The sequence below is a fragment of the Streptomyces sp. NPDC043878 genome, from assembly GCF_056435735.1.
Genome location: NZ_JBWKDW010000036.1, coordinates 53,221 through 67,629, shown reverse-complemented (window position 1 = coordinate 67,629; position 14,409 = coordinate 53,221). Strand labels below are relative to the sequence as shown.

Genomic DNA, 14,409 nt, shown 5'->3' with positions numbered 1-14,409 from the left:
CCCCCCCCTCCCCCCCCCCCCCCCCCCCCCCCCCCCCCCCCCCCCCCCCCCCCCCCCCCCCCCCCCCCCCCCCCCCCCCCCCCCCCCCCCCCCCCCCCCCCCCCCCCCCCCCCCCCCCCCCCCCCCCCCCCCCCCCCCCCCCCCCCCCCCCCCCCCCCCCCCCCCCCCCCCCCCCCCCCCCCCCGCCGTAGGCCGGTCGTCCCGCCGCCCGCCGGCCGATCGGTCGCCGTCAGCCGGTCGATCGGTCGCCGTCAGCCGGTCGATCGGTCGCCGTCAGCCGGCCGATCGGTCGCCGTCAGCCGGTCGATCCGCCGCCCCGCCGGCGACGCCCGGTGTCAGCCGGACGTCCCACTGCCCCGCCGCCGACGCGTCGGCGTCAGCCGGACTTTCCGGCGCTCACCAGGCCCGCGCCGACGTCGCCGTTGACGGTGGTGAGCGTCATCGTGCGGTCGTCGCCGGCCCCGCCGGTGGGCAGGGTGACGGAGGGACGGCCGTTGTCGGTCCGCGCCGTGACCCGGTAGGCGGGCGCGTCGCGCGGGAGCAGGACACTCACCGAGCCGTTGGTGGTCAGCGCGCTGACGCCGGTCGGCGCGGTGGCGCAGGTGAGCACCACGTCACCGTTGACCGTGCCGGCGTGCAGCGCCCCGGCCTTGAGAGCCACCGCCCGCACCGAGCCGTTGCGGGTGGACAGCCGTACCGTGGCGTCGTCGTCGCCGGCCCGGGTCACCGTCACGTCGCCGTTGACCGTGGTCAGGTCCAGCGCGCCCGACACCCCGGCCGCGTCGATGCCCGCGTTGCGGGCGGTGACCGTGACGCCCGTACCGGACGGGACGTCGACCTCGGGCATCCGGGGGCACCCGTCGTCGCGATCGTCGTGCCGGGCGCAGGACAGGTCCATCACCCAGGTGTCGCCGTCGTGCGTCCAGTGGTGGCCCACACCCCGCTCCACGCCGACCCGGTCGCCGTCGGCGGGCCGCAGCCGCACCCCGTTGTCGGTGGTGATCACCAGCCGGGTCCCCGCCCGTCCCACCGGCCCGTCGTCCCCGGCCGAGTCATGACCGCCGCCGCCACCGCACGCACCCACCAGCGGAACCACCGCCAGCGCAACGGCCAGGCGCCGTACGCACGTTGTCGTCATCGCACCGTCTCCATGACAGGGCGGATTCCCCCGTTGTCCACCGCGACACGGGCAGCCCGTCGGACTCGCCGACTCCGTCACCCTCGACTTGTTCGACACCGCCCGGCACGGCAAACCGACCACGGACTGGCTCGGCCTGGTCGCCAAGGTCTACGAGCAGGAGGAACAGGGCGCCCGCTCCCCCACCGACTACGCCGTGGAGTCCCTCGACGAGAACAAGCCCGGCACGTTCACCCCCCGCTAGAACGTCCACCCCGGACGCTTTCGTCGACACGTCGGCGGACAGGGCCCGCCCCTGTGCGGATGGTGGGCGAGCCCTGTTCGAGGCGCCATTGTGGCGGACCGCCGCCGGCAGGGGTACACGTGTGCGGGACCCGGCCGGCGTGAACACCGCACACCCCGCGCGCGGCGCACGCCTGCCGCGCGGAGCGGGCCGACCCCCGGTGCGGTTCCCCGGGGGAACGGCGACGATACTGGCATCCTCACCTGCCCCTGCTCACAGATGGACCCATGCCAAGCGCTCCCAGCACCCCCGCCACCGTTCCCCCCACGGTCTGGCCGGCCCGCGGCCGTCACACCGGGCCCGCCGCCGAGGACGCCCTGCGGCTGCGGCTCCAGCAGCTCAAGGACGACGAGGCCCTCGTCGACCATCTGGAACTGCCCGAGGCGGAGACCGGCGGCACCCGGGTCTTCGAAGCCCGCTGGCTGGTCCCCGAGGGGGTGACCGTACGGGCCCGGCTCGCGCTGCGGCCCGACACGGGCGAGGGACGCGACTGGGTGCTGGCGGCGGAGGCGGAACAGCCGTGGGACCCGCGCTGGCCGTCGCCCGCCACCATGTTCTGGCCCGAGTCCGACGACGTCGTCTGGGACCAGGAGCCGGTGACCGGGGCGCGCCTGCGGCACCTCAACCTCCTTCCCGAGGACGACAAGGACGTCAAGCGGCTGCTCAGGAGCGCCGTGCGGAGCAGCTGGAACATCCACGTCGTCGTGCACGAGGCCATGACCCCCGACCAGCGCGGCCGCCGCCCGCTCGCCCGGCTGCTGCCGCCGAGCCTGCGCCACCGGGTGGTGGAGCACCGGGCGGCGCCGCACCAGTTCCGGGTGGTGAACTGGGCCCTACGGGACGTGGGGGTGCAGGTGCCGCGCGGCGGCGCCGTGGTCCTGCCGACGACGACACCTCCGGCCGGCTCCGGCGAGCAGGACTTCTCCGTGCGCAGTGTCTTCCTGGACGGCTCGGAACCCGTCGAACTCATCGACGCGGTGACCCGTTTCGCCGCCCTGCCCAGGCCCCTGCCGGACGAGGCCGCCGAGGCCCTCACCGCGCTGCGGGAGAACTGGCACCTGCTGACGCTCCAGGAGGAACTCGACCGCGAGCGCGCCCTCGTGGCGATGTACGCCGAGGCCCTGGACGCGATGACCAGGTCCCGTGACCTGTACCGGGAGGCGGCCGAGCGGGCGGGCGAGGCACTGGCCGCCTACCGGGAAACGGCCGCCGCCCTCCCGCCCGTCCCGGCCGAGCAGCGGCAGAACCCGTCCGGTCCGCAGGCCGCCTCCCCGTTCCAGCAGCTGACCCGGACCTTCGAACGCCTCAGGGGCACCACGAAGGCGCTGCGCCCCGCGTCCGAGGAGAGCGGCGCCGACGGCTCGCGCGGGACGCCCGGCCCCTGATCCCCGGGCCTCCGGTCCGCGGCGCCCCTCGCGGAACGCGTCCGGACGTGTCAGATTCCGCTGGGTGGATACGCGGTGGGCACGGCATCACGGCCCGTTCCGGAAGGGCATCCACGACATGGGCTCCAACCATCACGACGACGCTCCCCACGGCACCGCCGCCACCCGCCACCACTCCGGGACGACGCTGCGCGTCAACGGGAAACCGCACACGCTGGACGTCGACCACCGGCGGGTCCTGCTGGACGTCCTGCGGGAGGACCTCGACCTGCACGGCGCGAAGAAGGGCTGCGACCAGGGCCAGTGCGGCGCCTGCACGGTGCTGGTGGACGGGCGGCGGGTCAACAGCTGTCTGCTGCTCGCGATCAGCCTGGACGGCTGCGACATCACGACCGTGGAGGGCCTGGCCGCCGACGGGAAGTCGCTGCACCCCCTCCAGCAGGCGTTCGTGGACCGCGACGCCTTCCAGTGCGGGTACTGCACCCCCGGGCAGATCTGCTCCGCGATCGGCGCGCTCGCCGAGGCCGCCGCCGGTCATCCCTCCCACGTCACCGACCCGGCCGCACCCTCCGGCCGGCCGGTGCCGCTGAGCCGGGAGGAGATCCGCGAACGGCTGAGCGGCAACCTCTGCCGCTGCGGCGCCTATCCCCGCATCGCCGAGGCCGTCGAGGACGTGATCCCGTGAAGCCCTTCGACTACGTACGCGCCGGGACCGTGGCCGAGGCCGTGGACGCCTTCGCCTCACGCCCCGGCGCCCGCTATCTCGGCGGCGGCACCAACCTCGTCGACCTGATGAAACTCGGGGTCGAACGGCCGGCCGCCCTCATCGACGTCAGCCGCCTCCCGCTGGACCAGGTCGAGGAACTGCCCGACGGCTCGCTGCGCGTCGGCGCCCTGGTCCGCAACAGTGACCTCGCCGCGCATCCGCGCGTCCGCGACCGCTACCCCGCGCTGTCCCAGGCCCTGCTCGCGGGCGCCTCCGGACAGCTGCGCAACGCGGCGACCACGGGCGGCAACCTCCTTCAGCGGACCCGCTGCCCCTACTTCCAGGACGTCTCCAAACCGTGCAACAAGCGGGAGCCGGGCAGTGGCTGCGGCGCCCTGGACGGCGTCCACCGCGACCACGCGGTCCTCGGACACTCCGCGCACTGCGTCGCCACCCACCCCTCGGACATGGCCGTGGCCCTCGCCGCCCTCGACGCGCGGATCGAGCTCTACGGCGACGAGGGCGCCCGGAGCGTTCCCGCCGCCGACTTCCACCGGCTGCCCGGGGACCGGCCGGAGCGTGACACCGAGATCCGGCCCGGCGAGCTCGTCACCGGGGTGCTGCTCCCGGCGGCCACGGGCGGCGTGCCGTCCCTGTACCGCAAGGCCCGCGACCGGGCGTCGTACGCCTTCGCCCTCGCGTCCGTGGCGGCCGTGGTGCGGGTGCGGGACGGCGTCGTGACCCAGGCCGGGATCGCGTTCGGCGCGCTGGCGCACCGGCCCTGGCGGGCCCGCCGGGCCGAGGAGGCGCTGGTCGGCGCGGCGCCCACCGCGGCCGCCTTCGCCCACGCCGTCGACCTGGAACTGGCCGCGGCCCGCCCCCTGCGGGACAACGCCTACAAGGTGCCCCTGGCCCGCGGGCTCGCCCTGGACGTCCTGACCCGGCTCACCGCCGCCGCCAGGACCTGAACCGGTATCCCGAGGAGGACTTCATGGCCGGCACCACCGCCGTCGGCGCCCCCGTCGAGCGCAGGGAGGGACGGGCCAAGGTCACCGGCACCGCCCGCTACGCGGCCGAGTACCAGCGTCCGGGCCGGGCGCACGCCTGGCCGGTGCCCGCCACGGTGGCCCGGGGACACGTCACGCGGATCGACACGACGGCCGCCCTGGCGATGCCGGGCGTCCTCGCCGTACTGACCCACGAGAACGCGCCGCGACTGGGCGACGCGGACGATCCCACCCTCCTCCTGCTGCAGAACCCGTCGGTGCCGCACCGCGGTTGGTTCGTGGCCCTGGTGGTGGGCGAGAGCCTGGAGGCCGCCCGGGCCGGCGCCGCCGCGGTCCGCGTCGAGTACGACGTGCGGGAGCACGACGTGACGCTCACCGACACCCATCCGGCGGCGTACGTCCCCGAGGAGGCCAACGGCGGTTATCCGGCCCGCACCCGACACGGCGATCCCGAGGCCGCGTTCGGCTCGTCAGCGGTCCAGGTCGACGTGGACTACCGGGTGCCGCCGCTGCACAACCACCCCATGGAGCCGCACGCCTCCACCGCCCACTGGGACGGCGACCGGCTCACCGTGCAGACCTCCAGCCAGGGTTCCTCCGTCGTGCAGGCCGTGCTGGCCGGGCTGTTCGCCCTGCCGCCGGAGCAGGTGACCGTGCGGGCCGAGCACGTCGGCGGCGGTTTCGGGTCCAAGGGCACGCCCCGCCCCGACGTCGTGCTCGCCGCACTCGCGGCGCGGCAGACCGGGCGCCCGGTCACCGTCGCCCTGCACCGGCGCCTCATGCCGGCCTCCGTCGGACACCGCGCGCCGACCCTGCACCGGCTGCGGCTCGGGGCGTCCGCCGACGGGCATCTCACCAGCGTGGTCCACGAGGTCGTCACCCACACCTCCCGCGTCAAGGAGTTCGTGGAGCAGGCGGCGACACCCGCCCGCGTCATGTACACCGCGCCCAACAGCCGTACGCTGCACCGCGTCGCCGCCCTGGACGTGCCCACGCCGTCCTGGATGCGGGCCCCCGGCGAGGCGCCGGGGATGTACGCCCTGGAGTCGGCCATCGACGAACTCGCCGGCGAACTAGGCATGGATCCCGTGGAGTTGCGGATCGTCAACGAACCCGGTACCGAGCCAGACAGCGGCAGACCGTTCAGCAGCCGGCATCTGGTGGAGTGTCTGCGCGAGGGCGCCCGGCGCTTCGACTGGTCCCGGCGCGACCCCCGGCCGGGCTCCCGGACCGACGGGCCGCTGCTCCTCGGGTCCGGTGTGGCCGCCGCCACCTACCCCGTCCTGGTGCAGCCCTGCACGGCGACCGCGCAGGCGCTGCCCGACGGGTCGTTCGTGGTCCGGGTCAACGCCGCCGACATCGGCACGGGCGCGCGTACCGTCCTCGCGCAGATCGCCGCCGACGCCCTCGGTGCGCCTCTCGCGCGGGTCAGGACGGAGATCGGCAGCAGCGAGCTGCCCCGGGCCTCGGTGGCCGGCGGGTCCTCGGGCACCGCGTCCTGGGGGTGGGCGGTGCACGACGCGTGCACCGGGCTCGTGGACCGTCTGGCCGCGCGGCCCGCACCGCTGCCCGAGGAAGGCGTCACCGTCCGGGCCGACACCGCCGGCCGGGCGGACGCCGACAGCCCCTGGGCGCGGCACGCCTTCGGGGCGCACTTCGCCGAGGTCGCCGTCGACACGGTGACCGGCGAGACCCGCGTCCGCCGCCTGCTGGGGGTGTTCGCGGCCGGGCACATCCTCAACTCCCGCACCGCGCGCTCCCAGTTCGTCGGCGGCATGACGATGGGCCTGGGCATGGCGCTGACCGAGGGCAGCACGATGGACGCGGCGTTCGGCGACTTCGTGGAGACCGACCTGGCGTCGTACCACGTGCCGGTGCACGCCGACGTACCCGACATCGAGGCGCACTGGATCGACGAGGACGACCCCCACCTCAACCCCATGGGCAGCAAGGGGATCGGCGAGATCGGCATCGTGGGCACGGCCGCCGCCATCGGCAACGCGGTGCACCACGCCACCGGTGTCCGCTTCCGCGAACTGCCCCTCACGCCCGACCGCGTCCTGGCCGGTCTGGCCGACCGGTCCACGGGCGTCGGGTGAGCGACAGCCGCCGGGCGGGAATCAGTCCGCCCCGCGGTCAGCTCTCGCCGGGGGCCGCACCTCGGCAGGCGGGCGCCTGACCTTGGGCGGCAGCCGGTGGTCCGGGGGCAACGGGGCCTCGGGGCAGGTCGGGCCGTCGGACGCTCCAGTCCCCCGGCGCGCGACCGCGACGTCACGCTCCCCCTTGCCAGGGCCCCTTGTCCCCGCACGCCACTCGGGTGATCCGCGCGTATGAGTGCCTGCCGGCGCCCCCAGCGGGAATCCGAGTACCAGCGCCCGCTGCGCGGCGCACCGGGCAGAGGGAGGGTTGCCATGGATTCGACCACAGCGCTGATCGTCGTCGTCACGATCGCCGCGGCACTCGTACTGGCCGTGGCGATCGGTCTGTTCGTACGACTCGTACGGGCCCGGCGCGGACTGCGGCGGGCGGGACTTCCGACCGGACCGCGCTGGGTGTTCTGGGGTGCTCTGCTCTACTTCGTGCTGCCGACGGACCTGCTGCCCGACCCCATCTATCTGGACGACATCGGTGTACTGCTTCTCGCCCTGCGTTCCATGCGCGGGCCGTCCGCGGACCGGACCGGCGAGGAGCTGGACCGACTCTGATCACGGAGAGTAAGGAAACCAATCACCCGTTCGATTCGTATAAGTCTGAGGAAGCCGAAGGAAGTCGGCGGACCGGGCGGCGTCGAAGGGTGACGTCCGCCTGACCGAAGCAACACCGGCGAGGGGAAAACGATGCAACCGTTCACGCTCAACTACGCACGTCCGGCAGCGGAGTTGGAGGCCGTTGTGCCATATGTCTACGACTCCGGGCTGCAGTTGAACGTGCTCTTCGACGGACGGCCGGCCGCCTGCGACAAGGCCCTCCTGAGAGAGCTGGGGACCACCACCTCCACGGCGGGCTCCAAGACGCACTTCGACGACTGAACACGGAACCGCCCGATATGACCGTGTTGATTCTGACCTGTGAAGAGGATGTCACCGCGGACATGGTGATCGTTCATCTGAACGCGTCGTCCGTCCCGGTGGTCCGGCTCGACCCCGCCGACCTGACCGGCGGCGTCGCGCTGTCCGGCGAGTACGTACACGGCGCGTTCCGGGGTCATCTCTCCGTCGCGGGGCGCCTGGTGAGCATCGGCGGCCTGCGCTCCGTCTGGGTACGCAGGCCGGGTCTCGCGGCCTCCCGGGCTCCCGCGCCCTCCGACTGGCTGACGGAGGAGTCCGGGCAGGCGCTCTACGGCATGCTCCGTGGCTCGCGGGCCCGCTGGATGAACCACCCCGACGCGGCCCGCCGGGCCCGTCACAAGCCCTGGCAGTTGCGGCTCGCCCAGCGCTGCGGCCTGCCGGTGCCCGCGACGCTGATCACGACGTTCCCGCAGGCCGCACGGGAGTTCGCGGCGCGCTATCCGGACCTGGTGGTCAAGCCGGTCTCCGGTGCCCATCCGCAGGATCCGCCGAGGGCCGTCCCGACCAGCCGGGTCTCCCCCGACGCGGACTTCTCCGCCGTGGCGTTCGGCCCCACCCTGCTCCAGCGCCGGGTGGCCAAGCGGGCCGACATCCGGCTCACCGCGGTGGGCGAGCGGTTACTGGCCGCCCGCAAGGCGGTTCCCCCCGAGGCGGACCCGGAGGAGGTCGACGTCCGGTTCGCCGTGAACGCCACGCCCTGGCAGGCAACGGAGGTGCCGCCCAGGATCGCCCCGGCCGTCCTCGCCTACCTCCACCAGGCCGGACTCACCTACGGGGCCTTCGACTTCGCCGAGGACGCCGACGGGACCTGGTGGTTCCTCGAATGCAACCAGTCGGGCCAGTTCGGCTTCGTCGAGGTGGAGACGGAACAGCCGATCGCCCGCGCGATCGCCGAGTGGCTGGCCGATCCCGGGCCGGACCGGGATGTCCACACCAACGGCGCGAACACGACGGTGTCCTGAGCGGGAATCAGGAGGGGCGGGGATCAGGACGGGCGGGACCAGGAAGGGCGGGGATCAGTAGGGGCGGTGTCCGGGGGGCGGCGGCAGGGCCGCCCGCTGCCATCCGGTACCGGGGGCCGCCTGGCGCTCGGGGGCCGGCGCGGCGCCGCCGAAGGACTGCAGCGGGCGCATGACGTACTCCAGTTCCCTGGTCACGCGCTCGGCCTCCCTGCGGGTCTGAGTGGGGATGTCGCCGCGCTCCGCGACGAGCCGGTCGTAGATGGGGGAATCCTGGAACACCCGTGCACGCGCCTTTCGAGTCGTGGCCCACGCGCATGGGCACGACTGTCAAGTGTAGGGGCCCCCGCACGGCGGGGTGTGTTTTCCCTGGGGGACTTGGCGGGAGCGGCACCCCAGTGGGCGGCCCTATCTGCTGCCGCCCACCCGTACGTCACACGGCCAGCAGGTCGTTCTCGCCGTCCGAGTCCGTCGCCCTGGCGGAGTCCGCCGAGGTGACGGGGTGCACGGCGGCGACCGACCGCCGCTCCGCGGCGACGAGCACCGCGTCGGCGCGGGCCACCGCCTCATGGAGACTCGCAGTGCCCATCGTCACACACAGTGTGTAGCTCACGTCTTCCAGTTCACGTGCCACAGCCGTGTTCTCCCGCTGCGCCTGAGCGATCCGCAGCGATGCGTAACGCGTCAGCAGTTTTCTGACGACCTTTGGGTCCGGAACGAGCACGAAGCGCCCCTCTCTCGTGTTTCGCTTCGTGTGCCCGGCTCGGGCGGAACCATTCACCATCACGGCGATCACGTACACGAATGGCGCGATTCCGTCGCCGCGACACCGGCACGCCGACACCGCACCACGGGCACCGTGCGGGCGTCCGGCCGCACGCCCGCACGCGACCTGTCCGCCGTACAGGGCGGTGCGGCCCCGTCCGGGGGCAGCAGTTCCTCGTGCGCGCGGATCTCCCGGATCCGTCCGTCGTCCATCACCACGATCCGGTACGCGCCCCGCACGGCGGACAGCCCGAGCTGTTCGAGGGACTCCAGCGCTTCGGCGTCACGCGGACCATGGGCTCGTCGGCGTCGTCCATGCCGCGGGCGACGTTCTCGCGGGTTGGTGGTGGTCCTCCCGGTTCCCGGGGGCGGGGCAGCGCTCACCGCCCCGGCCGGCCACCGGGGACACCCCACGGCGCGGGCGCCCTACTCCCCCAGGGTGCGGGCGAGTTCCGTGGTGGCCTGGGCGATCGCGCTGTCCTCCTCGTCCAGCAGCCTGCGCAGGACACCCCGCCGGGCGCGCACCGCCTTGCGGGCGGCCCGCTCCCACACCACGTGGTTCTCGCGGTGGTTGAGGAGTTTGGGGTAGACGGCCGCGGTGCTCTCCCACTGGCGGGCGTCGGCGATGCTCTTCAGCAGCTTGATGATCTCCGCACGGCAGGTCACATGCGGGAGCTGGGCGAGTTCCCACAGGAAGGGGACGGTGGCAGCGGTGGCCTGCTCCACGACGAAGCCGTACTGGCAGATGCGTTTCCGCAGTTCGCCGAGGGCGGTCCGGGCGGTGGCGGCATCGCCCCACGCGACGCCGTTCAGCAGCAGCGGGATCGCCGCCGCGCAGCCCGTGGAGTCCTGGATCTCCTGCCAGGGCACCTGGCCGAGGGACATCAGGGGCGTGCTCGTGGCCACTTTCTTCTGGGGCGTGGCGTGGTCGGTGCGCTCGGTGCTCGGCTCGTGCGTCGGAGCGGTGCGCATGGCGTAGGGCCTTTCCGCGGCGGTCATCTGGGGGGAGGGAGGGCCGAGAGTCTGGCCCACACGGTCTTGCCGTCCGGGGGATGCGGGCTCCAGCCCCACTCCTCGGCGAGGGCGTCGACGATGCACAGGCCCCGGCCGTGTTCCCGCAGTCGCGAGTCGTCGGCGGGGCGGGAGGGGAGCGGGGCGTCACCGGGGTCGGAGACGGCGAGCGTCACATGGGCGGGGTCGAGCGTGAGCCACAGCCACACCTCGGGTTCGGCCCCGGGCGCTCGCGGCACCCCGTGCGCCACCGCGTTGGCCGCGAGTTCGGTGATCACGAGGACGGCGTCGTCCTCGTGGTGACCGAGCGACCAGCAGCGCAGCGTGTCCCGGGTGAAGTCCCGGGCCCGGGCGAACCCCTCGCCGCTGCGACCGATCCGCAGGGCGGCGGACTCGACGGGGCCGCTCCCCTGCGGCGGCCCCGAGAACGAAGGCTCGACCGGCTCGGCCGGCCGGGGCGGTCGCGCGAGCCCGCCGTTCCAGGCCGCCGCACCCGCCCCGGACACAGTCCGCCCCAGAGGCCGCAGCGTGTGGTGCGCAGGTGCTGACACGGCATCTCCCTGATGCGACGTCAATACGTAGCGCCCAACCGGGGGTTGACGCCACGGCTATTATCCACGCTGAAGGCGCTCGTGTGCAATTGCACGAGAAATTGCGCGCCAGACGCGTGAGGCGGAAGAGGCCGGCGAAACCGCCCTCCGTCCGCCCGGGGAGCCGGGCCCAGCGCCCGGCGGAGAACGTGAACAGCGAGGAGAGGGAGTGTCACCAGTGCGCAACGGAGTGCGGGCGAGCTCGTTGGACGCCCGATGGATCAAGAGCCGGCACAGCAACGCCGAGGGGAACTGCGTCGAGGTGGCCACCCTGGCCGGCGGAGGCATCGCCCTGCGCAACTCCCGCGATCCCGACGGTCCCGCACTCGTCTACACACCGGCCGAGGTCGCGGCGTTCCTCGCCGGCGCCAAGGACGGCGAGTTCGATCATCTGCTGTGACGGCGGCGCCCGTCGCCCCGGCTGAAGCGGAGGGCAACTCCCCTGTTTACCACGGGGGATGGGGTGCCTGCGGCGCCGTGCGCTAGGGTGAATGGTCTCTGTGCCGGACTGCTGGGAGTCATGGTGTCTGCCGAATCGCATCGCATCTCCCGCCTGGAACCGTACCTGGACCGCCCCGAACCAGCGCCGACCCTGCTGAAGATGCTGGTCGGCGTGCAACTGGCGGGTTTCCGCGAGGACGCCGGGTTCGCCCAGGACCAGGCGGCGCGCGCCCTCGGGTTCAGCGCGGCGAAACTCTCCCGCATCGAGTCGGGCAAGGGACGCAGGCCCCCCGCGGAAACCGACGTCCAGGCGCTGCTGCGGCTGTACGGCACCGAGGAGTACGAGGCGTCGGTGCTCCTCAAGCTGTTGCAGCGCGCCGGCGAGCCGGGCTGGTGGCAGCGCTACGACAAGCGGCTGATGCCGGAGTGGTTCGACCGGCTGGTCGGGCTCCAGGAGGCTGCCGCCGCGATCCGTACGTTCGAGATCCAGTACGTGCCCGGCCTGTTGCAGACCCCCGCCTACACCGAGGCGGTGGTACGACGGGGTCTGCCGTCGGCACCGGCGAGCGAGGTCCGGCGCCGGGTGGAACTACGCACCCGCCGGGCGCAGTTGCTGCATCGGGCGGACGCCCCGCAGCTGTGGGCTGTCGTCGACGAGTCGGTGCTGTTGCGTGTCCTGGGCAGCCGCGAGGTCATGCGGGAACAGCTCGGGCACCTCGTCATGATGGCCGAGCGGTCCCATGTGACCGTGCAGATCGTGCCGTTGGACGTGACGAACGCGTCGGCACCGGCCATCCCGGTCACCTACCTGCGTTTCGGCGGCCTCGACCTGCCCGACGTCGTCTACCTGGAGCACATCAAGAGCGCCAACTTCCTCGAGGACCGCGACGAGACCGAGGAGTACCGGGTGGCCCTCGACCGGCTCGCCGACGAGGCCCTCACCCCGCGTGCGTCCCTGGAGCTGCTGCGGGAGACGATGGAACAGCGCTACCCCAATCCCTGACCGGCACGAGGGCCGGGCCCGTGACCGGCCCGAAAGGCCGTCAGAGGTCCGGGGGACCCCCCGTCCGCACGGACGGGCCGCGCGACGATCGGCCGGTCAGCGGATGCGGCCGACTCCGCCGAACTCGATCCACTCCTGCGTGAGCTGACGGGGCGCCACCTCGGAGTCGGGCCGCCAGGTCGACACCTCCACCAGGCCCGGGTCGAGGATCTCCAGGCCCTCGAACAGCTCGGCGACGTCCTTCTCCTGCCGGACCCGCCCCCAGTGGCCCTGGGTGACCTGGTCCATGAACTCGGTGACGAACTTCCGGACCTCGGGGTCCTCGCTGACCAGCTGGCACATCAGCATGAAGCTGCCGGGGGCCAGCCGGTCGGCCACCCTGCGGGCCAGGGCGAGGGGGCCGTCCGTCTCGCTGTCGGGGATGCAGTGCATCACCGAGTTGAAGAGCACGGCGACCGGCTGGGAGAAGTCGATCAGGCGCTGGGTCTCCGGGTGCGAGAAGATCGCGTCCGTCTCCCGCATGTCCGCGTGGATGACGGCGGTGCGCTCGTCCTGCTCCAGCAGGGCCCGGCCGTGCACCAGGACCATCGGGTCGTTGTCGACGTACACCACGTGGGTGTCGGGGTTGATGCCCTGGGCGATCTGGTGCACGTTGTTCTGCGTGGGCAGGCCGGATCCGTGGTCGAGGAACTGGCGGATTCCGTACTCCGCCGACAGCGTGCGCACGGCCCGCTGGAGGAAGCGCCGGTTGTTGACGGCCAGCCGGCGCGTGCTGGGCACGACCTTGTCGAGTTCCTCGCACGCGGCCCGGTCGGCGGCGTAGTTGTCCTTGCCGCCCAGGTAGTGGTCGTACATCCGCGCGGCCGTCGGTACGGTGGCGTCGATCGACGTGGACAACTGTTTGCCGGTGGTCATCGTTCCCCCTGGTGCGCGCCGCGCCAACTGGACTGGCATGACAGGGAGTCCATCCTAGGGAACGGTCCTTCGACGGTGTTAGCCAACGAACGATCCCGGCCATCGTCCGGCGGCCCGACGGCCTTCCGGCTGACGGCTGACGGGCTGACGGGCTGACGGGCTGACGGGCTGACGGGCTGACGGGCTGACGGGCTGACGGGCTGACGGGCTGACGGGCTGACGGGGGACAGTGCCGGCGGCCGGAAGGCCGCCGGCCCGTCACCACAGGCGCCGGACGTCTCAGACAGCGTCCAGTTCGGCGAGTTCGCCCGCGTTCAGCACGAGTTCGGCGGCGGCGGCCGAGTCGCGGATCGTCTCGGGCCGGCTCGCGCCCGGGATGGGCACGACCACCGGTGAGGCGGCGAGCATCCAGGCCAGGCACACCCGCTGCGGGCTCACTCCGTGGGCTTCCGCGATCCGCGCGAACGGGGCGTAGGAGGAGCCCAGTTCACCTGCCCGGGAGATGCCGCCGAGCGGGCTCCAGGGCAGGAAGGCGATGCCGAGCTCGTCGCACAGGCGCAGTTCCGCCTCGCTGGAGCGGAAGGCCGGGGAGAACTGGTTCTGCACCGAGACGAGCCTGCCGCCGAGGATCTCGGCGGCCTGCCTGATCCGGTCCGGGTCGGCGTTGGAGATGCCCGCCATCCGGATCTTCCCCTCGTCGAGGAGGTCCCGCAGCGCGCCGACCGACTCGGCGTAGGGCACCCTGGGATCCGGCCGGTGGAACTGGTAGAGGCCGATGGCCTCCACGCCGAGTCGCCGCAGGGAGTCCTCGCAGGCCCGCCTGAGGTGCTCGGGGCTGCCGTCCAGCGTCCAGCTGCCGTCACCGGGGCGCAGGTGGCCGCCCTTGGTGGCGACCAGGACATCGCGGCCCAGGTCGTGGGAGGCGAGGGCCTTGGCGATCAGGGTCTCGTTGTGACCGACCTCGTCGGCGTCACGGTGGTAGGCGTCGGCGGTGTCGATGAACGTGACGCCGGCGTCGAGCGCGGCGTGGATGGTGGCAAGGGAGCGGGTCTCGTCCGGCCGGCCCTCGATGGACATGGGCATGCCGCCCAGACCGATGGCACTGACGTCGACGTCACCGATGCGGCGAGTGTGCATG

Annotated in this window: 17 protein-coding genes and 1 pseudogene; 10 read left to right on the top strand and 8 right to left on the bottom strand. The window is 73.3% G+C overall.

Annotation, left to right across the window (positions count from 1 at the left end; translation table 11 throughout):
* Window positions 1–376: 376 nt before the first annotated feature.
* Complete coding sequence (locus tag AC07AZ_RS35060; RefSeq protein ID WP_478854788.1) at window positions 377–1,138, bottom strand: DUF4097 family beta strand repeat-containing protein; 762 nt, start codon at window positions 1,136–1,138, stop codon at window positions 377–379.
* An 88-nt stretch (window positions 1,139–1,226) separates the two neighbouring features.
* Between AC07AZ_RS35060 and AC07AZ_RS35055 the strand changes: the two genes are divergently transcribed.
* From AC07AZ_RS35055 to tgmB, 8 genes are all read left to right on the top strand, one after another.
* Window positions 1,227–1,382: a hypothetical protein gene (locus AC07AZ_RS35055; protein WP_478854787.1), complete on the top strand. Its 156-nt coding sequence runs from the start codon at window positions 1,227–1,229 to the stop codon at window positions 1,380–1,382.
* A gap of 266 nt (window positions 1,383–1,648) precedes the next feature.
* Window positions 1,649–2,806, top strand: coding sequence for a hypothetical protein (locus AC07AZ_RS35050; protein WP_478854786.1), 1,158 nt, complete (start codon window positions 1,649–1,651; stop codon window positions 2,804–2,806).
* A gap of 118 nt (window positions 2,807–2,924) precedes the next feature.
* Complete coding sequence (locus tag AC07AZ_RS35045; protein ID WP_478854785.1) at window positions 2,925–3,491, top strand: (2Fe-2S)-binding protein; 567 nt, start codon at window positions 2,925–2,927, stop codon at window positions 3,489–3,491.
* Window positions 3,488–4,480, top strand: a complete 993-nt coding sequence (locus AC07AZ_RS35040) for an FAD binding domain-containing protein (protein WP_478854784.1) — start codon at window positions 3,488–3,490, stop codon at window positions 4,478–4,480. Before AC07AZ_RS35045 ends, AC07AZ_RS35040 begins: the two co-directional genes overlap by 4 nt.
* 23 nt (window positions 4,481–4,503) lie before the next feature.
* Window positions 4,504–6,618 carry a xanthine dehydrogenase family protein molybdopterin-binding subunit gene (locus tag AC07AZ_RS35035; RefSeq protein ID WP_478854783.1) on the top strand — a complete coding sequence of 705 codons (2,115 nt, stop codon included), beginning with the start codon at window positions 4,504–4,506 and terminating at the stop codon, window positions 6,616–6,618.
* A 312-nt stretch (window positions 6,619–6,930) separates the two neighbouring features.
* The gene (locus AC07AZ_RS35030) at window positions 6,931–7,224 is read left to right on the top strand and encodes a YkvA family protein (protein WP_478854782.1); all 294 of its coding nucleotides are present in this window, start codon (window positions 6,931–6,933) and stop codon (window positions 7,222–7,224) included.
* Window positions 7,225–7,356: 132 nt separating this feature from the next.
* Complete coding sequence (tgmA, locus tag AC07AZ_RS35025; protein ID WP_478854781.1) at window positions 7,357–7,548, top strand: putative ATP-grasp-modified RiPP; 192 nt, start codon at window positions 7,357–7,359, stop codon at window positions 7,546–7,548.
* Between the two features lie 17 nt (window positions 7,549–7,565).
* Window positions 7,566–8,549, top strand: a complete 984-nt coding sequence (gene tgmB / locus AC07AZ_RS35020; RefSeq protein ID WP_478854780.1) for an ATP-grasp ribosomal peptide maturase — start codon at window positions 7,566–7,568, stop codon at window positions 8,547–8,549.
* 54 nt (window positions 8,550–8,603) lie between these two features.
* On the opposite strand, the gene AC07AZ_RS35015 is transcribed toward tgmB, so the two are convergent.
* The 5 genes and pseudogenes from AC07AZ_RS35015 to AC07AZ_RS34995 form a co-directional block, all read right to left on the bottom strand.
* Window positions 8,604–8,828: a hypothetical protein gene (locus AC07AZ_RS35015; protein ID WP_478854779.1), complete on the bottom strand. Its 225-nt coding sequence runs from the start codon at window positions 8,826–8,828 to the stop codon at window positions 8,604–8,606.
* 151 nt (window positions 8,829–8,979) lie between these two features.
* Complete coding sequence (locus tag AC07AZ_RS35010; protein ID WP_478854793.1) at window positions 8,980–9,135, bottom strand: hypothetical protein; 156 nt, start codon at window positions 9,133–9,135, stop codon at window positions 8,980–8,982.
* A 3-nt stretch (window positions 9,136–9,138) separates the two neighbouring features.
* Window positions 9,139–9,330 (bottom strand): annotated as a pseudogene (locus tag AC07AZ_RS35005) (DUF5133 domain-containing protein); the annotation flags it as partial.
* A gap of 407 nt (window positions 9,331–9,737) precedes the next feature.
* Window positions 9,738–10,283: a hypothetical protein gene (locus tag AC07AZ_RS35000; RefSeq protein ID WP_478854791.1), complete on the bottom strand. Its 546-nt coding sequence runs from the start codon at window positions 10,281–10,283 to the stop codon at window positions 9,738–9,740.
* A 23-nt stretch (window positions 10,284–10,306) separates the two neighbouring features.
* On the bottom strand, window positions 10,307–10,873 hold the full coding sequence (locus AC07AZ_RS34995; protein ID WP_478854778.1) for an ATP-binding protein: 567 nt from the start codon (window positions 10,871–10,873) through the stop codon (window positions 10,307–10,309).
* A gap of 208 nt (window positions 10,874–11,081) precedes the next feature.
* On the opposite strand from AC07AZ_RS34995, the gene AC07AZ_RS34990 reads away from it, so the two are divergent.
* Both AC07AZ_RS34990 and AC07AZ_RS34985 read left to right on the top strand, forming a co-directional pair.
* Window positions 11,082–11,312, top strand: a complete 231-nt coding sequence (locus AC07AZ_RS34990) for a DUF397 domain-containing protein (protein ID WP_356041018.1) — start codon at window positions 11,082–11,084, stop codon at window positions 11,310–11,312.
* 123 nt (window positions 11,313–11,435) lie between these two features.
* Window positions 11,436–12,356 carry a helix-turn-helix domain-containing protein gene (locus tag AC07AZ_RS34985; RefSeq protein WP_478854790.1) on the top strand — a complete coding sequence of 307 codons (921 nt, stop codon included), beginning with the start codon at window positions 11,436–11,438 and terminating at the stop codon, window positions 12,354–12,356.
* 96 nt (window positions 12,357–12,452) lie between these two features.
* Here AC07AZ_RS34985 and AC07AZ_RS34980 read toward each other — a convergent pair whose 3' ends face one another.
* Both AC07AZ_RS34980 and AC07AZ_RS34975 read right to left on the bottom strand, forming a co-directional pair.
* Window positions 12,453–13,271 (bottom strand): SAM-dependent methyltransferase, encoded by an 819-nt coding sequence (locus AC07AZ_RS34980; RefSeq protein ID WP_478854777.1) that lies wholly within the window; start codon window positions 13,269–13,271, stop codon window positions 12,453–12,455.
* A gap of 279 nt (window positions 13,272–13,550) precedes the next feature.
* A complete protein-coding gene (locus AC07AZ_RS34975; protein ID WP_478854776.1) occupies window positions 13,551–14,408 on the bottom strand; it encodes an aldo/keto reductase in 858 nt (285 codons plus the stop codon).
* Window position 14,409 lies beyond the last annotated feature (1 nt).